At 32.8% G+C, this 22,011-nt stretch carries 21 protein-coding genes; 8 read left to right on the top strand and 13 right to left on the bottom strand.

Features of this window, described 5'->3' with window-relative positions; genetic code table 11:
* Positions 1-20: 20 nt before the first annotated feature.
* Positions 21-377, top strand: coding sequence for a YraN family protein (locus IPK88_07995; protein MBK8243351.1), 357 nt, complete (start codon positions 21-23; stop codon positions 375-377).
* Between the two features lie 8 nt (positions 378-385).
* Here IPK88_07995 and IPK88_07990 read toward each other — a convergent pair whose 3' ends face one another.
* Together IPK88_07990 and gyrB are read right to left on the bottom strand one after the other, a co-directional pair.
* The gene (locus tag IPK88_07990; GenBank protein MBK8243350.1) at positions 386-1,939 is read right to left on the bottom strand and encodes a glycine--tRNA ligase; all 1,554 of its coding nucleotides are present in this window, start codon (positions 1,937-1,939) and stop codon (positions 386-388) included.
* A gap of 57 nt (positions 1,940-1,996) precedes the next feature.
* On the bottom strand, positions 1,997-3,931 hold the full coding sequence (gyrB, locus tag IPK88_07985) for a DNA topoisomerase (ATP-hydrolyzing) subunit B (protein ID MBK8243349.1): 1,935 nt from the start codon (positions 3,929-3,931) through the stop codon (positions 1,997-1,999).
* 177 nt (positions 3,932-4,108) lie between these two features.
* Between gyrB and tsaE the strand changes: the two genes are divergently transcribed.
* Positions 4,109-4,540, top strand: coding sequence for a tRNA (adenosine(37)-N6)-threonylcarbamoyltransferase complex ATPase subunit type 1 TsaE (tsaE, locus tag IPK88_07980; protein MBK8243348.1), 432 nt, complete (start codon positions 4,109-4,111; stop codon positions 4,538-4,540).
* A complete protein-coding gene (locus IPK88_07975) occupies positions 4,537-5,751 on the top strand; it encodes an alanine dehydrogenase (GenBank protein ID MBK8243347.1) in 1,215 nt (404 codons plus the stop codon). The genes tsaE and IPK88_07975 overlap by 4 nt, the downstream gene beginning before the upstream one ends.
* 19 nt (positions 5,752-5,770) lie before the next feature.
* On the opposite strand, the gene IPK88_07970 is transcribed toward IPK88_07975, so the two are convergent.
* Complete coding sequence (locus tag IPK88_07970; GenBank protein MBK8243346.1) at positions 5,771-6,289, bottom strand: DUF2480 family protein; 519 nt, start codon at positions 6,287-6,289, stop codon at positions 5,771-5,773.
* A complete protein-coding gene (scpB, locus tag IPK88_07965) occupies positions 6,282-6,893 on the bottom strand; it encodes an SMC-Scp complex subunit ScpB (protein ID MBK8243345.1) in 612 nt (203 codons plus the stop codon). The genes IPK88_07970 and scpB overlap by 8 nt, the downstream gene beginning before the upstream one ends.
* A 379-nt stretch (positions 6,894-7,272) precedes the next feature.
* Here scpB and radA point away from each other — a divergent pair, with 379 nt between their 5' ends.
* From radA to IPK88_07950, 3 genes are all read left to right on the top strand, one after another.
* A complete protein-coding gene (radA, locus tag IPK88_07960) occupies positions 7,273-8,658 on the top strand; it encodes a DNA repair protein RadA (GenBank protein MBK8243344.1) in 1,386 nt (461 codons plus the stop codon).
* 36 nt (positions 8,659-8,694) lie between these two features.
* Positions 8,695-9,936, top strand: a complete 1,242-nt coding sequence (gene fahA / locus IPK88_07955; GenBank protein ID MBK8243343.1) for a fumarylacetoacetase — start codon at positions 8,695-8,697, stop codon at positions 9,934-9,936.
* Positions 9,937-10,209: 273 nt separating this feature from the next.
* Complete coding sequence (locus tag IPK88_07950; GenBank protein ID MBK8243342.1) at positions 10,210-11,685, top strand: hypothetical protein; 1,476 nt, start codon at positions 10,210-10,212, stop codon at positions 11,683-11,685.
* 268 nt (positions 11,686-11,953) lie between these two features.
* Here IPK88_07950 and IPK88_07945 read toward each other — a convergent pair whose 3' ends face one another.
* Positions 11,954-12,211 (bottom strand): Txe/YoeB family addiction module toxin, encoded by a 258-nt coding sequence (locus IPK88_07945; protein ID MBK8243341.1) that lies wholly within the window; start codon positions 12,209-12,211, stop codon positions 11,954-11,956.
* Positions 12,208-12,462: a type II toxin-antitoxin system prevent-host-death family antitoxin gene (locus IPK88_07940; protein ID MBK8243340.1), complete on the bottom strand. Its 255-nt coding sequence runs from the start codon at positions 12,460-12,462 to the stop codon at positions 12,208-12,210. Before IPK88_07940 ends, IPK88_07945 begins: the two co-directional genes overlap by 4 nt.
* A gap of 521 nt (positions 12,463-12,983) precedes the next feature.
* Here IPK88_07940 and IPK88_07935 point away from each other — a divergent pair.
* Positions 12,984-14,198, top strand: coding sequence for a site-specific integrase (locus IPK88_07935; protein ID MBK8243339.1), 1,215 nt, complete (start codon positions 12,984-12,986; stop codon positions 14,196-14,198).
* A gap of 400 nt (positions 14,199-14,598) precedes the next feature.
* On the opposite strand, the gene IPK88_07930 is transcribed toward IPK88_07935, so the two are convergent.
* A complete protein-coding gene (locus IPK88_07930) occupies positions 14,599-15,672 on the bottom strand; it encodes a hypothetical protein (GenBank protein ID MBK8243338.1) in 1,074 nt (357 codons plus the stop codon).
* A 57-nt stretch (positions 15,673-15,729) separates the two neighbouring features.
* Positions 15,730-16,332, bottom strand: coding sequence for a peptidase S24 (locus IPK88_07925; GenBank protein MBK8243337.1), 603 nt, complete (start codon positions 16,330-16,332; stop codon positions 15,730-15,732).
* Between the two features lie 97 nt (positions 16,333-16,429).
* On the opposite strand from IPK88_07925, the gene IPK88_07920 reads away from it, so the two are divergent.
* Positions 16,430-16,636 carry a hypothetical protein gene (locus IPK88_07920; protein MBK8243336.1) on the top strand — a complete coding sequence of 69 codons (207 nt, stop codon included), beginning with the start codon at positions 16,430-16,432 and terminating at the stop codon, positions 16,634-16,636.
* A 145-nt stretch (positions 16,637-16,781) separates the two neighbouring features.
* On the opposite strand, the gene IPK88_07915 is transcribed toward IPK88_07920, so the two are convergent.
* The 5 genes from IPK88_07915 to IPK88_07895 form a co-directional block, all read right to left on the bottom strand.
* Positions 16,782-16,967 carry a hypothetical protein gene (locus IPK88_07915; protein ID MBK8243335.1) on the bottom strand — a complete coding sequence of 62 codons (186 nt, stop codon included), beginning with the start codon at positions 16,965-16,967 and terminating at the stop codon, positions 16,782-16,784.
* Positions 16,968-17,076: 109 nt separating this feature from the next.
* Entirely contained in the window at positions 17,077-18,237 is a 1,161-nt protein-coding gene (locus IPK88_07910) for a hypothetical protein (protein MBK8243334.1), read from the bottom strand.
* A gap of 87 nt (positions 18,238-18,324) precedes the next feature.
* Positions 18,325-19,020 carry an FRG domain-containing protein gene (locus IPK88_07905; GenBank protein ID MBK8243333.1) on the bottom strand — a complete coding sequence of 232 codons (696 nt, stop codon included), beginning with the start codon at positions 19,018-19,020 and terminating at the stop codon, positions 18,325-18,327.
* Positions 19,021-19,178: 158 nt separating this feature from the next.
* On the bottom strand, positions 19,179-19,910 hold the full coding sequence (locus tag IPK88_07900; GenBank protein MBK8243332.1) for an ATP-binding protein: 732 nt from the start codon (positions 19,908-19,910) through the stop codon (positions 19,179-19,181).
* A gap of 16 nt (positions 19,911-19,926) precedes the next feature.
* Positions 19,927-21,513 (bottom strand): IS21 family transposase, encoded by a 1,587-nt coding sequence (locus IPK88_07895; protein MBK8243331.1) that lies wholly within the window; start codon positions 21,511-21,513, stop codon positions 19,927-19,929.
* Between the last annotated feature and the right edge of the window lie 498 nt (positions 21,514-22,011).

The raw sequence follows: 22,011 nt of genomic DNA, 5'->3' as shown, positions 1-22,011 counted from the left end.
TTTATAACAAAAGTACGAATTTGAAGTCAAATAAAGAAATTGGTCAAATCGGTGAAGATGCTGCTGTAGTATTTCTAGAGCAATTGGGATATAACATTCTAGAACGAAATTGGCGTTTTAGCAGAGCTGAAATAGACATTATTGCAAAGGATCATGACATCCTGGTTTTTGTAGAAGTAAAAACAAGATCTTACAATTACTACGGTGAACCAGAAGATTTTATTAATGAAAGAAAGGAACATTTACTTTCCGATGCTGCCTCACAATATATGAATTTGATCAAGTATGATTGGGAAATTCGATTTGATATTATTTCAATTCTAATATTAAAAAATCAGGAACTTCAAATTAAGCACTTTAAAGATGCTTGGTTTTAAAAAAAAAATTACTTAAATAAATTTTGCCAAGCTATTTTATTTGAAATTAAATTTGCAAGATCCTTAATGAGCACACGTTCCTGCAATAGGCTGTCTCTCTCTCTAATAGTAACAGAGTGATCTGACATTGTTTCAAAATCTACTGTTACACAAAAAGGTGTTCCTATAGCATCTTGTCTGCGATAACGTCTACCTATTGCATCTTTATCATCATACTGACATTGAAAATTAAATTTCAAATCATTAAAAATTTGTTTAGCTTGCTCTACCAATTCCGGTTTATTCTTAACTAAAGGTAAAACGGCACATTTAATGGGTGCAATTGCAGGGTGTAATTTTAAAACTATTCGTTGTGACTCTTGACCATCTGCATCAGGAACATTTTCTTCTGTGAATGCTTGACTCATTAAAGCTAAAAACATGCGATCACAACCAATGGAAGTCTCAACAACAAAAGGCACATAATTTTCATTCATTTCTGGATCAAAATATTGTAATTTTTTTCCTGATAATTCCTGATGACTTGTCAAATCAAAATTCGTTCGAGAATGAATTCCTTCTAATTCTTTAAAACCAAATGGAAAATCATATTGAATATCAACAGCAGCATTAGCATAATGTGCCAAATTCTCATGATTATGAAATTTTAATTTGGCAGATGGAGTGCCTAAGGATTTATGCCACTTTAATCTGGTTTCCTTCCAGTATTCATACCATTGCATTTCTTCACCTGGTTTGACAAAAAATTGCATTTCCATTTGTTCGAATTCACGCATTCTAAAAATAAATTGTCGGGCTACAATTTCATTTCGAAATGCTTTTCCAATTTGTGCAATTCCAAACGGAATTTTTTGTCTCGTTGTTTTTTGAACATTTAGAAAATTAACAAAAATACCTTGTGCTGTTTCAGGTCTGAGATACAACTTTCCTTCTTCTCCCGCAATATTTCCCAATTGGGTATAAAACATTAGATTAAATTGCCGAACTTCAGTCCAATTTTTTGAACCGGAATCTGGATCTACAATTTCTAAATCATCAATGATATTTTTTAATTCAATCATATCATTTTTCGTCATAGCTTCAGTCAAACGATTAGTGTACGATTGACTTTTTTGTAGATATTCAACAACTCTTGGGTTGGTTTCTCTATAAAGTTTTTCATCGAATGATTCACCAAAGCGAGCTTTGGCTTTTTCAACTTCTTTTTCAGCTTTTGCTTCGATTTTTGCAATAGCATCTTCTATCAAAGTATCTGCCCTAAAGCGCTTTTTAGAATCTTTGTTATCAACTAAAGGATCATTAAATGCATCTACATGTCCTGATGCTTTCCATGTTTTTGGGTGCATGAAAATTGCTGAATCCAGACCTACAATATTTTCGTGCATTTGCACCATGCTTTTCCACCAATAGGTCTTAATATTATTTTTAAGTTCAATACCGTTTGGACCATAATCATATACTGCACTAAGGCCATCATAAATTTCTGATGAAGGATAAATAAAACCATATTCCTTGCAATGGCTTATTAATTTCTTAAATGAATCTTCTCCTGATATGGCCATAAATAAATAATTTGAACTTAAGTTTTTTAATCTAATAAATTAGTATTTACAATTCAATTAGATATCAATTTTTGCATAGTGAGCGTTGGCTTCAATATATGCTCTTCGTGGTGGAACGTCTTCACCCATTAGGATTGAGAAAAAATCATCTGCTACAAATGCACTATCTATTACCACTTGGGATAATATTCTACGATTTGGATCCATGGTGGTTTCCCACAATTGTTCCGCATTCATTTCTCCAAGTCCTTTATATCGTTGCAATTGAACACCGTCTTCCTTTCCTTTACCCATTTCTAAAGTAAATTCTTTTCGTTCTTTTTCATTCCAGGCATACCGTTGTTCTTTACCTTTCTTAATTAAATAAAGAGGTGGCCTTGCAATGTACAAATGTCCATTCTTAATGAGATCATTCATATAACGATAAAAGAATGTTAAAATCAAAGTTGTAATGTGACTACCATCGACATCGGCATCGCACATAATAACTATTTTATGATACCTCAATTTATCAAGATTTAACCTGCGATCTCCTTCTTCATCAACATAAATATGTACACCTAAAGCGGTAAACATATTCTTAATTTCCTCATTCTCGTAAATCCTATATTCAAGTGCTTTTTCAACGTTTAATATTTTACCTCTAAGTGGTAAAATCGCTTGGAAATGTCTATTTCTTCCTTGTTTCGCGGTACCTCCCGCCGAATCTCCCTCTACTAGAAAAAGTTCAGATTCAGCAGGATTTTTAGAAGAACAATCTGCCAATTTTCCTGGTAAACCACCTCCACTTAACACATTTTTTCTCTGAACCATTTCCCGAGCCTTTCTGGCGGCTTCCCTTGCGGTTGCAGCAATGATCACTTTCTCCACAATTCTCCTTGCTTCTTTAGGATGCTCTTCTAAATATGCAGTTAGCGTTTCACCAACAATTCTTGAAACAACCCCTACAACTTCAGAATTACCTAATTCACCTTTAGTTTGACCTTTAAACTGTGGTTCTGGTATCTTAACTGAAACAATTCCGGTCAGCCCTTCCCTAAAGTCTTCTCCACTTATTTCAACTTTAAGCTTCGAGAAAAGTCCATTATCATCCCCATATTGCTTAAAAACTCTGGCTAAAGCCCTACGAAAGCCACTTACATGAGTACCTCCTTCACGAGTATTTATGTTGTTCACATAAGAATACACATTCTCTTGATATCCAGTATTATATTGTAATGCAACTTCTACTTCAACATTGTCTTCTTTACCTTTGACATAAATGGGCTGTTCACACAATGGTGTTCGGGTTTGGTCCAAGTATTGGGCAAACTCTCTTAAACCACCTTCAGAAAAGAACAGTTCATTTTTGATTTCAGGATCTCTTTCATCTTTCAAATAGATATGCAAACCACTGTTTAGATAAGACAACTCCTTGAAACGATGACTTAAAGTATCATAATTATAAATTAATGTTTCAAAGATCTCATAATCTGGTTTGAATGTTACAGAAGTACCCCGATCACTACTATCACCAATTTGGGCCACAGGAGCTAATGGTTTACCTCGTTCATATTCCTGCATGTAAATCTTCCCTTCCCGACGAACTTCTACCCGTACATAAGAAGAAAGCGCATTAACACAAGAAACCCCGACACCATGCAATCCTCCAGAAACTTTATAAGTGTCTTTGTCAAATTTTCCTCCGGCATGAAGGACCGTCATAACTACTTCAAGGGCTGATTTTTGTAACTTTTCGTGCATATCAACCGGAATACCCCGGCCATTATCACTTAATGTTATGGAATTATCTGGATGAATGGTTACCTGAATATGAGTACAATACCCAGCCATGTGTTCATCAATAGAGTTATCTATAACTTCCCAAACGAGATGGTGCAATCCTTTGACATCGGTACTTCCGATGTACATTGCTGGCCTCATTCTTACCGCTTCTAATCCTTCCAGTGCGGTAATATTACTAGCACTATAATCTCCTGCTTTTTGAGTCATGTTTTTATTTTAAAAAATGGTGTGCAAAGATAGTCAAATAAAGCTAAATAAAGGCGTTTGAAGCTTTCTAATATGAATTAAAATCAAGAAATTTTTGAAAAAACAAATATGCTGAAAATTTTAAAAAAATGGTCTCTTTTGTAGACATTTACACCTCCTATTAAAGTCCATTTTAGCATGAATTTTTGTTCAGATGAATCTTCATTAACAGACCATATTCCAAAAATTTTTGATTTCATCAATCAATATAAATTGTGTTTATTGTTTGGACAAATGGGTTCTGGCAAAACAAGTTTAGTACGTGCTTTGGGGAAATATTTGGGCTGTAGTAAAGATATTGGCAGTCCAAGTTTTTCAATCATCAATGAATACCTATACATCAATACTGAAGGACAAGCTGATCAATTCTATCATATGGATTTATACCGATTAGATAGGATTGAGCAGGCTTTAGATATTGCAATAGAAGAACCCCTATTCAGTGGCCATATTTGTATTATTGAATGGCCAGAGTTAATAATGCCCCTCATTCAAAATGAACAAAGGGTCGAAATTTATATTGATTTCTTGGAAAATCAAAAAAGAAATTATACCTTGATCACTAAATGAGTTCGCCACAACTACTTCCGCAAGAAAAAACCGGGTTTCAAACCAAACCGGAAATGTTAGCTTTGGCACATGCTAAATCTTCTCTGCGTATTGGAATTCCTAAAGAATCAACCCTACAAGAAAATCGTGTTGCTCTGGTGCCGCACTCTGTTCATAATCTAGTGGCACGAGGCCATCAAGTTATCATTGAATCCGGTGCCGGTGAGAAATCAAACTTCAGCGATCATGAATATTCTGAAGCAGGAGCTGAAATTCAGCCTTCTCGTGAAATCGTATTTCAATCTAATGTGATCTTAAAAGTCGCACCTCCAACTTTGGATGAAATTCAGCTGTTTAGTCCCAATCAGATTTTGATATCTCCAATGCACCTTCCTGTGATAAATGCTGATTATATTCAAGCTTTACGACTCAAACGAGTGACTGCGTTGGCTATGGAGTATATGCAATCGGAAGATAACTCTTTTCCTATAGTTAGAATCATGAGCGAAATAGCTGGATTGGCTGTAATTCATACAGCCGCTGAGTTATTGAGCAATTCTAAACAAGGGAAAGGTGTTCTTTTAGGTGGAATTTCCGGAGTGCCACCAGCTAAAGTGGTCATTCTTGGAGCTGGTGTTGTAGCAGAATATGCAACTCGAGCTGCAGTCGCACTTGGTGCTTCCGTTAGAATTTTTGATGATCAAATTCATAAATTAATACGTATACAAACGCGTATTGGGCGACAACTTTATACCTCTTCATTAAATCCAGTAATCCTACTCAATGAATTGATTACTGCTGATGTCGTTATTGGAGCCATACATTCAAAAATAGGTAGAACTCCTGTGGTTGTTACAGAAGACATGGTCATGCAAATGAAACCCGGCTCCGTAATTATTGATGTAAGTATTGACCAGGGTGGTTGCATTGAAACTACCGAAATGACCACTCATGAAAATCCTACTCGAATCATTCATGGTGTAGTTCATTATGCCGTCCCCAATATTGCTTCAAAAGTCAGTCAAACAGCTTCGATAGGAATTAGCAATATTATTACTCCAATTTTACAACAGGCGGGTGAAAGTGGAAGTATAGAACAAATTTTATATATGCATAAGGGACTTAGAAACGGTATTTATACTTACAAAGGTTGTCTCACGAATGAATACCTCAGTCATCGATTTAATATAAAACATACCAATTTAGAATTGCTTCTTACTTCTATCATTTGAGGTCAATAATAGTATTCGGTTACTGATTCTTTTTCTTAAATACTGGAACTGTAGAGCAAGGTTCGCCATACATGATACTGGATGCTATCGGAACCAATTTATTCGTAACTTCCAGATATGCTGATGCTGGAACAGGAAGATCGCTACAGCCTTTAATGACCACTTTGGCATCTTTATAAGCGGTCCAATCGAAAGCATCAATTTTTTTTGAAAAATAAGATCGTAAAGCTTCATCTGAACTGCCAAAAAAAATAGAATGAATATAAGGAGCTGCATAACTTGCAATCAACATATATGCCCAGGTAGGAATGATAGCATCATTGGAACACCATACACTTAAAATTTTATTCTGATAATGGCTCCAATTGTGTTCTTTAAGACTTTGTCGAAAGTCTAATTCTTTCAAAATCAGTTCTCTAAATAAATAATTCTTGAGATCAAAAACACAGATTTCTTCTTTTGGAAAAAAATCCTCCAGCTTTATGGTAATCAAACCACTTGATGCAACACGATTGGTTAATATAGTATCGCTATTCATCATCTGTTCGATCTTCCTGGTTATGTACATTAAATGGTATAGTCTCTTCTATAGGAGCGGCTTCTCCTATCTCATGATCAGGCATCGCAAAGTCCTTGATTCGCGGCATTTCTGCAAGATTTTTTAAGCCGAAATACTCCATAAATCGAGTACTGGTACCCAATAAAATGGGTTTTCCGGGGCCCTCACTTCGTCCTTTGATTTCGATCAATTCTTTTTCCAATAATTTCTGAATCGAATGATCACTATTAACCCCCCTTATTTGTTCTACTTCTGACTTGGAGATGGGCTGCTTATATGCAATGACCGCAAGAGATTCCATTGCAGATTTTGTCAATTTTTTTCGATTATTGAGCTTTATGTGCTCAGCTATGATGGCAAAATGGTCTGGTTTTGAAAGAAACTGATAGCCACCTGCGATTTCTTTGAGTTCTATGCCAAAATGTTCTGGTTCATAACGTTTTTGTAATTCGGTGATCGTCATCTCGATCTCCTCCAAATTTAAGCTAAGAGCCATACTATTCTCCAGACAATACTTAATATCAACAGCAGTAATAGGTTGCGGAGCAGCAAAAATCAAACTTTCAACAGCAGGTAAGTACATATTTATTTCCATTGGGCAAAAATATGAACTAAAACAGCTATTAACTATGGAATGTTGCATAATTCCAGATCTAATGAATGGTTTTTGATGGCATTTTTGTTAAAATCGCTCATATTTATACCGATAATTTGATCAAAATAAGCCATTTAAAGCAATTTGGCATTTATGTCAATTGTTACCATTTTAATGAAAATTGAATTTTCTAACAAGCTTTATGCTAAATCATTGTCATCGATCTTAGTTATTTAAAAACATAACTATCCATTAAAAATTCACATTTTGAGAACCATTTTGAATTAACTACTTTTGGCTTTTATTTTCGGAATCTTCGCATTGTAAAAAATACTTCCATTGGAATATATCTAAGAAATAAGACACTTTGGCAAAGAGCAAAACCATATTCATATGTTCCAATTGTGGAACACAATCCCCTAAGTGGATGGGGCACTGCACAGCCTGTGACTCATGGAATACTTATGTAGAAGAAGTCATTCATAAAGATCATAGTGCAGATGATAAATCCGGTGGATGGCGCAGCCTCAATCCCGAATTAGTTCCTTCAAAAGCCATTCGTCTAGATCAGGTGACTGCAGGAAAACTCAAACGCCTGGATACAGGAGATGTAGAACTTAATCGCGCATTAGGTGGTGGATTGGTTCAAGGTTCCGTTATACTTCTTGCAGGTCAACCAGGAATTGGAAAGTCAACACTATTACTTCAACTGGCATTACAATTACATGGAGAAAACATTCTTTATGTGTCTGGTGAGGAAAGCGAAGAGCAAATAAAAATCAGGGCCAATCGATTATCACAGAAGCAAGAAAACTGTTATTTATTTGCTGAAACTCGCGTAGATAGAATACTTCATGAAGCCGCTAAAATGCGTCCTGCATTAATGATTGTGGATTCAATACAAACCCTAGTATCAGGACATCTTGATGCTGCGCCTGGTACGATTTCACAAATCAGGGAATGTGCTAATGAGTTGATTCGATTTGCTAAAGAAACTTCAACGCCACTTTTTTTGATAGGACACATTACAAAGGAAGGTGAGATTGCAGGTCCTAAATTATTGGAACACATGGTAGATACGGTGTTACAATTTGAAGGTGACAAACACTATTCTTACAGAATATTAAGAACCCTCAAAAATAGATTTGGATCCACAGACGAAATGAGCATGTATGAAATGCAGGCTACAGGTCTCATACCAATCAGCAATCCATCTGCCTTACTGTTATCACAACATGAAGAACGATTAAGTGGTAGTGCAGTAGCTTGTACTGTTGAGGGTTTACGTCCCATTCTAATAGAAACACAAGCATTGGTTAGTGCAGCAGTATATGGAAATCCACAACGAGTGGCAACTGGTTTTGATGGACGTAGACTATCTATGTTATTAGCTGTTTTGGAAAAAAGGTGTGGATTTATGATCGGCAATCAGGATGTGTTCTTAAATCTTGCTGGCGGAATTAGGATCAATGATCCGGCAGTTGACCTTGCGGTCATCGCTTCACTTATTTCTTCATTGGAAGATAATCCATTGCATCGGCAAATATGCTTTGCAGGAGAGGTTGGATTATCTGGTGAGATCAGAGCGGTATCCAGAATTGATCTCCGGGTTCAAGAAGCAGAACGATTGGGCTTTAAAGCTATATGTATTTCTAAATATAATGGTCAAATCAACGCAGGCAAAGCATCAAAAATAAAGATCGTATCTTTAGCAACGGTCAATGAATTATATGAAAAGGTTTTCGCAAAATAATGATCTTCTATTTTAAAATTAAATGTTATACATCATATGAGTTTTATAATTGATTCTAATCTTAAGTCATGGATTTCATACTCTGAAGATCATGGATTTCCAATTCAAAACCTGCCACTTGGTGTATATTCAGTAGGACATGGCTCAAAAAGAATATGTTCTGTCATTGGTGATCAAATTATAGATTTAAGAGGCTTGTTTGAATCACAATTATTGAGAATAAATGAAATTCAAAATAATGAATTAGCACAAGAATATTTAAATGCATTAATAGCATTAGGTAAAGATGTAACGAGATCCATTAGAAAAGAATTAAGTCATTTATTTACCAAAGATGCAAATCCAAGTATTCAAGAATCTTGCAAAAAACATCTCATCCCTTTTCAAGATGTTCAGCTTCATGTTCCAATAGAAATTGGTGATTATACAGACTTTTACAGTAGTAAAGAACATGCTTACAATGTAGGTGTCATGTTTCGGGATCCTGCCAATGCATTAATGCCTAATTGGTTGCACTTACCTGTTGGGTATCATGGTCGTGCATCTTCTATTATCGTAAGTGGAACACCTATTAAAAGGCCATCAGGACAAATACTCCCTGCGAATAGTGAAATTCCTGTGTACAGCCAAAGCAAACAATTAGACTTTGAACTTGAAATGGGTTTTGTTATAGGCAAACCAAATGAATTAGGAAATCCAATTCCAATCGACCATGCAACAGACCATATCCAAGGGTTGATGCTGTTCAATGATTGGTCTGCGAGAGACATCCAGAAATGGGAATATGTGCCTTTGGGTCCATTCTTAGGCAAGAATTTTGCCTCAACAATCGCACCATGGTTGGTTGATCTGGATGCATTAGAACCTTTTAAAACAGTTGGACCAGTACAAGAACCTAAACCATTAACTTATCTGGCTCAAGATGGAAAAAACAATTACGACATACAGCTTGAAGTTTGGTTGAATGACACATTAATCTCTAAATCCAACACCAAATATTTGTATTGGAGCATGATCCAGCAACTGGCACATCATACGGTCAATGGATGCAATATGCGCATAGGCGATTTATGTGCTTCAGGAACCATTTCCGGACCAACACCCGAATCCTATGGTTCAATGCTGGAACTCGCCTGGAAAGGAACAAAACCAATAACGCTTAATGATGGTTCGACCAGAACATTTTTATTAGATGGAGATGTTTTAACTTTGAAAGCTTATGCACAACATGATCAGTATAGAATAGGATTTGGGGAATGTAGTGGAAAGGTTATGTAAGGCACAAGTTGAAAACTTGCGACAGCAGGGAAAAGTATGTGCAAAAATATTTTTATACTTTTATAAAAACTCCTGTGGCAGAAGTAAAAAACTTGCGCCAACAAAAAGGGAAGATTATGTAGGGCACAAGTTGAAAACTTTTGCCAGCAGTATGACTCGTAGATTGATAGTATTAAAGATCAACTAAAAGAAATTAATAAAGATGGGAAGTACAAAAAGGTTCTCGATAAAATTGATGTCGAGATAGGTACTTTCTTGGACTAAATAATTAGGATGAAAATTCATTTTATTGTTACACTATTTTCAAAAAGCTCATTGAGAGATTTTTTCAATTTAATCATTTCTGAATTTCCAATTGAATTCGAGATTGGAATGGTGGAAGTTAATGATCTTGAATTCAAGACGAGTGAATTTATGGCTCCATATTTTGAAACATATGGTGATTTTGGAGTTCGTAGTAAGAAGGATTCTACTATTCACCTTGCCTTTGTGTATTGCCGTGAAGTGAAAATATATTCGAATAAAGATGATTCTAGAGAGGTTATTCGAGTTATTGGAAGTTGCAACTATTCTGAGAATGTCTTTAACCACTATATTCAGTTAAGTAAACGAGAAGAAGTATTCTTTTCATATATTGCGAATGGCAATTATTGGTTTGAACAAGGACGGCTTCGACATTCAGAAGAAAATAAGGTGGAACGAGAATTGTATTCTGTTCAAAGCGGCTTTTTAGGAAGGATATTCGGAAAGTCAGAGGAGAAACTAAAGGAAAAGCTATTGAATTTAATTTATAAATATCCTGGTACAAGCGCATCAAGGATATCTGGTTATTTTAATTACGAGGGAAATCAAACAATGTACTTCGGACCAGAGTTTTATCATTTTATTCCTAAAGATTTTATACTCAATTTCAAAGATGCCTATTGTATCGAGCAATTGCCAAATGATATTATTAGAATGCAACTCTACGAAAGACTTGAAGATGCAAATGATCCCATAAGTCAGAATAGACAGAGAAGCTTTCGTCAGTATTTCAAAATGGTAGATCATATAGATCAAAATAAAATTGATTATGAAGAATGGCCGTGGCTAAAAGATGATTCGAACTTTGGTGTTAAAATTCAGCATTTTCAGTTCCCTAGAATGTATATTGCTATTACATCAACTTTATCTAATTTGATGGATGTACTTCAAATAAATGATTGGCAATCTGATCAGGACTGGAATAAAGCAGTAGAACTAACCGGTGATGAGAAGATCTTATTTATTAGTCCTGAATATGAAGGCTGGGTATGGATTGGTGGAGAGTGTTTGTTTAATGATATCAAAGATCTTTATAAAGACAAGTTATTGCAAGAATTGAGTAAACGATTTGGTGAAGTATGCTCATGGATTTATATCAGTATCAACGATGTACATGAGATCAGGTGGTATAAAGATGGAAAGCTACACAGAGCAATCCATCATTGTGGTGAAGATGGCCGATTTGCACACAAAGAAGATCTAACTGAAAGTGAACTTGAAATGGTGAATAAGTATGTCAATCAATTGAAAAAAATGAAATTAAAAATTACAGAAAAGAAGAGAAGCCAGATTGCTAAATCAATCATTATTAATAATATGGAACCCATCTTTAATTCATGGTGTCCAAATATTATTGAGCTCAAAGAGCAAGAGTCTTTCCGCTCAAAGCAATGTTACACAATGAATTACAAGTCTTTTTATAAGGCAATTTTGAAAGGTAAATAAACAGTAAGTTTACTTTAATTATATATAAAAAATTGTCTAAACTTTCATCAAGCACAAGTTGCACCTGTTTCGACCAAAGCGTCGGGAAACTTGTTAGCAGAGGGAAACAGGATTAGCTATATGTATAGATTTTCCAATATTTTATACATTTATTTTATCTTATGTATAGAATTATTAAAAATTAATACTAAGTGATAGTATGGTTGTCAGCAAAATGGCTCTTAAATATAAGGTTATTTCTGCCGCATAAGTTGTTGAAAATTCATCCTCAGTCATAATGAAATCTGCATTTCGCAATTTGTATTTCATCATCTTTCACTTTATAAATTAATCTATGTTCCCCATCAATTCTACGAGACCAATATCCTTTATACTTATACTTCAATGGTTCTGGCTTTCCAATACCCGTAAAAGGAGTCCGAGAAATGTCTTTTAACAAATTATTTATTTTTAACAGCATATTCTTATCTGTCTTTTGCCAATACAAATAATCCTCCCAAGGCTCATCCACAAAAATATATCTCAAGGCTCAATTATTTCTTTTTGAAATGAAGTACCTGTTTTTAGTTTTTCAATAGCCGAATCTAATCTCGCTTCATTGGTCTTTGAGGATAATTCCTGAAAAGTTGTCCGTAGTGAATTATACTCATCCAATGACATAATAACAACTCCGGTGTCTTTGCCTCTATTTATGATCAAAGTTTCAAAATTTTCAGTCACACGGTCGAGGTATCGCTTTATATCTTTTCTAAAATCTGAAATGGTTGTTGTCAACATATTTTTATAAATTTGTACACAATGAAGTACAAAATTAAGTACAAATAGTTAAAAATCAGTATTCTGATTAGATTTTTTAAAATATTAAAATAGCTTTGAATTAAGAAAAATTCCTCTAGGAGCATAAAACTTGTTGAGATGCACTAAAAGATCTGAGTTCCCTTGACGGCAAAGGATAGAAATTTAACAAAATGGGATTAGGCTTTTTAAGCTAACCAACATTTAGGATTATTCTGTACAGCTTTTTTATACAATTTCCGAAAAATAAGGAAACTCATATTTATGCCATAAAAAAAGGAGTTATGAAAATGAATTCATAACTCCTTGATAATCATGTGGGAAATACTGGGTTCGAACCAGTGACCCTCTGCTTGTAAGGCGTCGAATAAATGGTTTGATATGTATTAATTTGTACTTAAATCATTGATAATCAATTAAAATATTTTATAAATATTTCATATTTTTACAATTTAATACATAAAGTGCTGGCAAATCGCTGGCAAATAATTAAACAATGAAATATGTCAGTTTCAGTTAAGGTTGAATTAGACAAACGAAAATGTAAGAAAAATAGTTATTATCCTCTGAAGCTATTAATTGTAGTTAATCGCATATCACTTCGTTTACCTCTGGGTTATAGTCTTCTTGAAAAAGATTGGAATTCCAAACTTCAATGTGTTAAACCGGCATGCACCGACTTTGAACATATTTCCAGATTTAATAATTGGCTTCTAAAGGAAAAGAGCAAGGTGCTTAGCAAACTAATAACAATGAATGATGATGGAGTTCTTGATAACCTATCTATAATGGATATCAAATCTAGGTTATCGGACACCAATAGCGAAATATTAGCATTAAACTATTTGAGGAATACAATCCAAGAGTTGGAAAAAGCCAAACATTATGGAAATGCTAAGGTGTACAATACAGTTTTTAGAAGTATCTCAAATTTTGTAAATGGCAAAGATTTTCCACTCAAACAAATATCTTTTACTTGGCTTAAAAAATATGAAGCATGGTATTTATCAAAAGGTAATAGTATAAATGGACTAAGTGTCAATTTAAGAACATTAAGAGCTTTGATGAATTTAGCTATCAAACAAAAGAAGTTATCGTCTGCAAATTATCCTTTTAAGGAATATTCAATTAAAGGACAAGAAACTCGGAAAAGAGCTATAAGCAGAGAAGATTTAATTAAAATACTTCAATTCCAACCTCAAACTCATAGGCAAACTAGAGCAAAGGACTATTTCTTAATTAGTTTCTATTTGATGGGAGCATCATTTGTTGATATTGCAATGCTTAAAATTAAAAACATTATTCAAGACAGGATTGAATATAAAAGGCAAAAGACTGGAAAGCTTCATTCTATTCCGCTATCAAGGCCATTAATTGAAATTCTAGATAAATATAGAAATGGGAAGGCAGATAATGATTTTATATTGAATGTAGTAAAGTCAGTCGATCCAAAAATTCAACTAAAACAAATAAGTGATGAACTAAGGCGATATAATAAAAGCCTAAAAGAAATAGGAAAAATATGTGAAATTGAATCTTCGATCTCAAGCTATGTAGCAAGGCATTCATATGCAACAAGTGCTAAAAAACTTGGAGTGCCTATTTCTGTAATAAGTGAGTCTCTTGGTCATACTACAGAAAAAACAACTCAAATCTATTTGGATTCGTTTGAGAATGATGTTGTTGATAAATATCATGATATGATTATCGATCTTTAAACAGTTAATACTATTTTTAAAAGTATGGAATTAAAAAAATTTAATTGGTAATTTTCATTTATTAAAGATCTGTTCCAAATCTAGATTTAGATTGTTAACAATTAGAACATTTACAATGCTCTCTTGCTAATTCAGAATTTTGATGTATTAATAAAATTGCTTGATTTCTTATTTGCTCCTCTGAATGTAATGACCTGATATTTGATTTGTCTGCAGAATATGAAAATGAATCACAATCGCAATTATTGCAAGTAGTTGCCGTAATATAATATGTATTTCCTTCAATTTGGAGAGGAAAATTTATGTATGTTCTACAAATAGGGCAATTATCAATTCCAATTATAGAATTACAATTACAAGCGTTTCTTAGAACTATAGGATGTTATTAAATTTATTCTAATTAATTATTTACTTCTTGAACTAAATGAGTTGGGTTTGTAATTTTATATCTACCATTATTATACAAAATAATTTTATTATTAACGTCTCCTTCTTTAGAAAGATCAAATTCTAAGTAAACTTCTGAATTCCGATTAAAAACACAACTATTATATTTATACATCCAATTAGTAAGTAAACGATTAAATATTTTAACAATTTTTTCAAAATCCTTTGGAAACTCATTATTCTTTAATAATATTATCATTGCACCACTTGGCCTGTTTTCGTCACATGCATATGGAATTGGACTTACTACTAGGTTGAAATTAGATCCACAAAAATCAATTTGAGATGAAACATATCTATTGTTTCGTAAGCAAGTTTCAACATGTTGTTGCAAAATTTGTTTATCTCCAATCATAGTAGGATTTTCAACTAAATCAATTGGAATGTAATCCTTTATTTCGTTATCATCTTTGATAACTATTAGCATGGGATTTTCAGGAGGTAATGATTTTTCTATCCAATCATCTTGAGCAATTTTTTGAAAATACACACCAACTGTAATTTGAGAATTTTCTCCTTGAATGATCGTATAAACTTCTGAAATAAATGGAGATAAAATTTGAATCAAACCGTCTTCAACATCCTTATCACATAGTTTATTTGCAATTTCATCGATTGTATCTTCTTTTGAGCTTAATGTACAAGTTTGATCATTTAAGCCAACTATTGTATCCGATATTGAATCATTAATAAGCGAACTTCTTTCTTTGCTTTTATTTATTTTAATATTCTCAATTTCTGATTTTCTTCTTTCAATTTCAATATCTTTTAATTCTAAGCTTTGTTCAACAGATTCTATAAGTGATATAGGAAATTTCTTTAAAAACTTATATCTTTCCAGATAGGTAATAAAAAAAACGATTCCACTAACTACAATCAGTAATGTCCAAGCTGATAATAATTCTTTAACTTGACTTGAGGCTACACCAAATACTATGATAAAAATCACTTCTATCAATATATAAGTCTTTACATGGGCAAAAGTTGACTCAAAAAATTCTTTTAATTCTTTTAAATATGGTTTCATATTGCTGAAATTTCCTATTTTAATATTTCAAATTAATTTAAAATGACAAAAACATGATTAATTATATTGTATTATATTCTTGACTATTCCTTCGATTTTAATTTCACTTTCACCGAAAACTTCTAATAATCTTTCATCTTTATTGAATGAGTTCAGTATGATCCTTCGTTCAATTACTAAATATTGTTTAATAATTGCTACCTCATTGAAGACACAAACTACTATATCTCCAGACTCAGCATAATTTTGTTTTTTTGCTATAATAATGTCTCCATTTTTTATTTTAGGCTCCATAGAATCACCTTTCGCTTCAACAATAAAAGCTAGTTCTACAGGAAACTTTAATAAACTAGAAGCGATGGGAATTCTCTCTTCAATCTTTCCACTAAGAACAGTTCCGTTTGGACCACATTGTGCTAAGCCATATTTATTTATGTAAACTACTTTTTTTTCTGGTAAATCCATAACATTGTAATCTTTTGGATTTTCAGGATTTCTTTTTAAATAACCCTTTTTTTCCAATTGCTTTAAATGAAAGTAAAGAACTCCTGGGGAATTTATTTCTGATTCTTTACTTAAGTCTAACATTGTCAATGGATTATCAATGTTATCTTTTAAGAGTTTAAGTAAAATTGATTGTCGCGGATGAAGTTTTTTCACCTTGTAAAGATATAATAAATTTAATAATAATAGAGTTTTATATAATTATTCTATTATTTACTCTATCTTTACGTTTTACTAATCAAAATCTAAAGTTATGGCAAAAGATGCACCAGGAATGAAAGGCATAAGAAGTAGAAACGATAACGGCGAGCTTCGTCAAAAAAGAAGCGATACATTCGTTGGAACTATTGAAAAACAGTATGGAGTTGATTTTAATGTGAGAAGTGATATGCATCTCAAAACTTTAATAGAGCAAAAGAAAGTTAATTCATTAAATGATCTGCTACATGATAAAAAGTAACTTTTAAAAAAAACTAAAAGAGAGTTTATTAATAATACTCTGTCTAAAATCAGCTATTGGTAGTTTAGAACGACTCCCTAAGTATATTTGTATATTTATTACAAATCGTTCTCTTAAAGGAGGAATATTTCTTTATATATTGTAATTAGTTTAAACTTTCTTTTGTTAATTTTTTGATAAATAAACCTCTTACAAAAGTTCCTCCTGCCCATTCAACTGCCTTTAGAAAATCTTCAATTGTATCTGGGTTTTGGTATAAGTCATATAATTTAATATATGTAAAGCCATTTTCATAGTCTTCGATTTTACTATATTCACCAAAGTGAATCAAGGTATATACATTAATAATTTACTTACCAACAATATTTTTTCTTTCATCAACTAACACAACCTTTTCTGGTTCTCCTTCTTTTAAAATATTAATTTTATTGATAGTCCCATTATTGTATTTTGATCCCTTTTTGCCAAAAGGCAAAACTGTTCATCTCATTAATGCTAATATTGCTTATATCAGAAAGCTTTTCTCGGTTAATCATTGTGCATTTATTAGCAATTATTTCATGTACTTTTCTTAATTTAACCAAAATTGAAATATATCCTCCAAAATTACTTCTTAATTCTTCTTCTTCCGTCCAAGATTCTTTTATTTCATTATTACTTAAATCACTTTTTGATTCATAGAATGCCTCAATATCTTTAACCTCATCTACAGTATTACAATATTTAATAAATTCATTTAAATCACCATTAAGTGTCAGTTCGAAAAATTTAAATTGATATTCCGAAATAAATAACCCAATAGGAAAATTAAAACCAAATTTTCTAATAATGTCTTTTGGTTTTAATAGCATTGGAAACATCACATAATAAATCCAAAGAACTGAATTAAAATATGATGCTAATGGATACCAAAAGAAAAATGTCTCTTGTTGATATTCAAAATTTAAATTTCCTCTTTTCCTAGCAGATAATTCTGGAGGATAGGCATGAGATGTGTTTGAAACATTTTCAAGTATTGTTTGTAAGGCTCTTTTAAGAGGATTTACAAAATTATCTTTAGGTAGAAAATAATTAAACATTTTTTGATTGGATGGCCAAATTCCGCTCTTTAAATAATCATTTAACGGTTTATATGAATTTTCTCTTTGGCATTTTTTAGATATATAACATTGCCTAATATTGAATTCAATAAATGTACGCATCAAATGCTGACTAGAAATATAAAAATTATTAAATCCTAGATAAAAAAATTCGCGCAATATATGTAATGATTCATAATAGAAGTAGTGCAATGCCGAGGAATCTTTATTTGCATAGTCAATATATCCAGTCTCAGGAAAAATGTCTTGAATACATAAGAATGCAAATAATTTAATTTTCAATTTTTGATAATCTTCATATAATGGAAATTCTGAGTCGTTTTCTAAAGTATCAATAATATGTTTTCCATTTTCATTTATCAAATCTTTATTCAATTGAAGAATATCTATCAAATCTAGATCAACTTTATTGTTTTTAATATTAGGGACATAAAGCAGTGAAAAAAAAGATGTATTTTGATTTTTTTCAAAAACATATTTTAAAAAATCTTCTCTATTCATATAATTTAGATTGAATATAGTTATGGTCGTTTGAAATTTATGATTTTGATAAATATCATAATGAACTAATTAATAGTAAAAAAGAAATCAACCTTTTACATGGCAGGTGGAATGATTGAATTTTATCTTTAAGTCATGGCTAAAACCATCAAGATCTGGAAATACACTTTCATGTCTTATTCCAATTAAATACAAAGTTCTTCTAATTTTTTCTGACACCTCTTTTGTAAAATTAAATTTAGTAATCAGATTATTTGGAAAATCATTAGATTTTATTAAGCTTTCAAAATTCATTTTAGGAGTTGGTTGAATTGAAAATAATCCAAATTGACCTGTAATCCTATTTGTTGTGTGTCTTGGGTAAAATAAACCACAACAATTATATTTAAAAGGATCTGAATGCATTTCGATATTAATATAATTATTAGTATGCCAAGCATATACACTTGTGCCATTACTAGAACATGGAAATAATGTACCGTTAGCGCGTATTGGCGTTTTTGTGGCAAAATACAATGCGATCAAAGGGCTTGAAGTCCAGTCCAATAAGCGAGTTGGCAATCCATGATGTTGAGCTAACGCCAACCAATCCCAATCATTTGTTGGCTGTATTTTCAATTCTGATGGTGACCGCAATTTAAATCTAGATAATGTTTCTTTTTCATAATCAGCCTCTTTTGATATAGAGGAACTAATTCTTCCAATGCTAGGTATGAGCTTATGCTTAATGGAATCTGAAACACCTCTATAAACGAAATGACCACATGCAAATTCTGGTTTCATTAGATACTCTACAAATTCACATAAACTTTTAATTTTTATAGATTGCAAAATCCGGACAAACTGACCCACCTTTCCAGTTCATGTTGACCCACCCTTTCCGGTGCATGTTGACCCACCCCTTTAGGTGCAATAAATTGAAGTCATAAAGGTAACAATAATTAATTGGTAGATTTCTTAAGTAATGAATCTCCTTTGAGTTCAATTCGATGGTTTTTTGCCATTAATCGATCTAAAATAGCATCTGCTATTGTAGGGTCATTTAGATAATCATACCAATTTTTAATAGGAAGTTGAGATGCTATAATAATTGCGTTTTTATTGTATCGATCTTCCAAGATTTGTAATAAAGCTAGTCTTAGATTTTGATCGAATGGTATCAATCCAAAATCATCAAGTATAACAAGTTCTGTTTTTTGTAAATAATTCAACAGTTTAGTAAAAGTTCCATCCAACTTACTTAACTGAATACGTTCAGTAAACCGATTCATGTTGAGATAAGCAACTTTGTAACCCATACAACAAGCCTGATGTCCTAATGCACAAGCCAAGTAGCTTTTTCCAGCTCCTGTGGCACCTGTAATAAGAATGTTTTCAGCTTTTCTAATAAATGAACAGTCCGCGAAGCGAGATATTTGTTCTTTAGTTAAGTTTCTTTTTTCAGAGCAAATGATTTGTTCTAAAGTAGCATCATAACGCAGCTTGCTAATTCGTATTAAAAATTTCATCTTCACATCTTGACGATGTTGCATTTCTGATTCTGTAATTTGAGCAACCAATAAATGAGCCTCAGGTTGTTGATGAGTCGGGAGGTCTGCAATAGCTTTGTAGGTGGTAGCCATGCCATGCAGTTTCAAAGTTTTGAGTTGTTGTAAAGTTTGTTCAGTATTCATATATTTTATTTAATGATTAACAATAAGAATCGGGTCCTCTTAGATTTTCATGATCAAATAAAGTTGGTGGTGTGGATATTAATATTTCTTGTTTATCCATATTATTTTTCAATATCCGTTCTAATAATCCATAATTAATTTTAGCGGCACTTTGGACTAATGAACAAGCTTTCTCTAATCGTTGAGGTGTATACATTTTGGCTAACCTGAGCACTCCAAGACAACTGTTGTAGCTTTGTTCTACAAAAGTTCTACTTTTAAGTATGTGATCTACTACAAGAGCTGTCGCAGGTCCAATTAACTTAGATTGATTTATAAAGTATTCACCGTCCCATCCTTTGTATTGATGCATAAATTGATGATTTAGTGGCATATGATTTTCCAATGTGGTATATGCGTGCCGCTTATAATTGCGCTTGTGTATTGCAATTCGCTTTAAATCATCATAAATTTCAACAATATCAACTGTGTAAATGATTTTTAAACGCTTTCCAATTAAGCCATATGGAACGCTGTATTGATGATAATCCTGACCTAAGATCACATGATAATTTCGTTGGACTTTACCGTAAGTTACTTGTTGATAAACATATGCTTGATCTGGTAGTGAATGCAAATATTTTTTTTCTTGAGTTTCAAAAAGTTCTTTTCTGGAATATGTCTTAGCTTGGAAGTGTTGAGTATTATGCCATTCCAACTGCTCCATAACTCTGTGTTGTAATTCTTCAAGACTAAAGAATTGTTGATCTCTCAGCGGAGCATAAATGCGCTGATAAGCCAAACGTACTGCATTTTCGACCGTAGCCTTGTCTCTGGGTTTTCGGACTCGTGAAGCTGTCATATAAGTTCCATAATGGGCACTCATCATTTCTATGGCTTCAGTAAAATTTGGTTCGTAACGATTCGCCTTGACTACTGCAGATTTTAAGTTATCACATTTGATACTATGTGGCACTCCTCCAAAATATTGAAGTGCATTGCATAATCCTTTTATAAATAATTGTTGCTGTTGAGATATTAATACTTCAACATAGGTTAGACCGCTAAATGGCATAACACACACCAGCACTTCACATTCTATAATTTCTCCACTTACTTTATCAATATAGCTCAACTTGTTTCCTGCAAAATCTACCATAACTTGTTCTCCAGGTTTGTGGTGAAATTTGAATACAGCTTCATTTGATTTTTCTTGTTGAAGTAAATACCAACAAAACTGACACTGGCCAAATCCTTGTGGATTTTCTTTTCTGTATTCATACCATAGTAGCGTTTTTGTAACACCTGGCTTTTGTAATTCTTTTCGATAGTAATCTAATCGTTCTTTAATAAAATTCTTCCTCATAGCCGCTTCATCACAACTCGTATTGGCTAACTTGATTTGCGATTCGTTTGAATTACTCAATAGATTTGATAATTCTTCATCAGGCAGAGCTATAGCAGCTTCATATTCTAAACCACAATCTTGTAACCGACGTAGATAGTCTCGTACGGTATTACGTGACATTCCAGTCTGTTTGACAATATTGCGAATACTATGATCCGCTTTTTTCATTTGAAAAATAATCTTAATTTGATGCATTTGCTTTCGTTTAGCTGACATGAGTATTTGGATTTAGTTCTCCAAATACAAATACTTTAGCATCAATTTTTTGCTCGCTCTAGGGGGTGGGTCACTTTGCTCCGGATTTTAGAATCATTAACCACTTTAAATCCCTTCTTTTCCAAAATTAGGGTGGGTCAATATGCTCCGGATTTAGTGGGTCAACATGCTCCGGATTTGGTGGGTCACTTTACTCCGGATTTGGTGGGTCAATATGCTCCGGATTATGCATAGATTTCATAATTTTGACTTAACATCTTAATTTAACACAACAATAATTTGTCCAAATTGCTCGACATGCTTTCGGTAATATATCGGAGGATAAGATACCAATCCAAATACTACATTAACTTAATCGTCATACTTCCATAAAAACTACAATTGGATATCAATCAAATTTCATTCATGAGGATGAAGTTGTGGATTTAGGGATTAATTTTAAGTGGTAATTTATTGATGTTATTAATTATAAGTTTACTATGTACCAAATGTTAATTG

The sequence above is a fragment of the Candidatus Defluviibacterium haderslevense genome (genome assembly GCA_016712225.1).
Lineage (GTDB): Bacteria > Bacteroidota > Bacteroidia > Chitinophagales > Saprospiraceae > Vicinibacter > Vicinibacter haderslevensis.
The sequence above is the reverse complement of the archived record's forward strand: the minus strand, read 5'-3'. Positions and strand labels throughout refer to the sequence as shown.

Coding starts and splice junctions, on each gene's coding strand:
- IPK88_07990 (MBK8243350.1), bottom strand. CDS start 1,939: ATGGCCATATCAGGAGAAGATTCATTTAAGAAATTAATAAGCCATTGC.
- gyrB (MBK8243349.1), bottom strand. CDS start 3,931: ATGACTCAAAAAGCAGGAGATTATAGTGCTAGTAATATTACCGCACTG.
- tsaE (MBK8243348.1), top strand. CDS start 4,109: ATGAATTTTTGTTCAGATGAATCTTCATTAACAGACCATATTCCAAAA.
- IPK88_07975 (MBK8243347.1), top strand. CDS start 4,537: ATGAGTTCGCCACAACTACTTCCGCAAGAAAAAACCGGGTTTCAAACC.
- IPK88_07970 (MBK8243346.1), bottom strand. CDS start 6,289: ATGAATAGCGATACTATATTAACCAATCGTGTTGCATCAAGTGGTTTG.
- scpB (MBK8243345.1), bottom strand. CDS start 6,893: ATGTACTTACCTGCTGTTGAAAGTTTGATTTTTGCTGCTCCGCAACCT.
- fahA (MBK8243343.1), top strand. CDS start 8,695: ATGAGTTTTATAATTGATTCTAATCTTAAGTCATGGATTTCATACTCT.
- IPK88_07950 (MBK8243342.1), top strand. CDS start 10,210: ATGAAAATTCATTTTATTGTTACACTATTTTCAAAAAGCTCATTGAGA.
- IPK88_07940 (MBK8243340.1), bottom strand. CDS start 12,462: ATGTTGACAACAACCATTTCAGATTTTAGAAAAGATATAAAGCGATAC.
- IPK88_07935 (MBK8243339.1), top strand. CDS start 12,984: ATGTCAGTTTCAGTTAAGGTTGAATTAGACAAACGAAAATGTAAGAAA.
- IPK88_07930 (MBK8243338.1), bottom strand. CDS start 15,672: ATGAAACCATATTTAAAAGAATTAAAAGAATTTTTTGAGTCAACTTTT.
- IPK88_07920 (MBK8243336.1), top strand. CDS start 16,430: ATGGCAAAAGATGCACCAGGAATGAAAGGCATAAGAAGTAGAAACGAT.
- IPK88_07910 (MBK8243334.1), bottom strand. CDS start 18,237: ATGAATAGAGAAGATTTTTTAAAATATGTTTTTGAAAAAAATCAAAAT.
- IPK88_07905 (MBK8243333.1), bottom strand. CDS start 19,020: ATGAAACCAGAATTTGCATGTGGTCATTTCGTTTATAGAGGTGTTTCA.
- IPK88_07900 (MBK8243332.1), bottom strand. CDS start 19,910: ATGAATACTGAACAAACTTTACAACAACTCAAAACTTTGAAACTGCAT.
- IPK88_07895 (MBK8243331.1), bottom strand. CDS start 21,513: ATGTCAGCTAAACGAAAGCAAATGCATCAAATTAAGATTATTTTTCAA.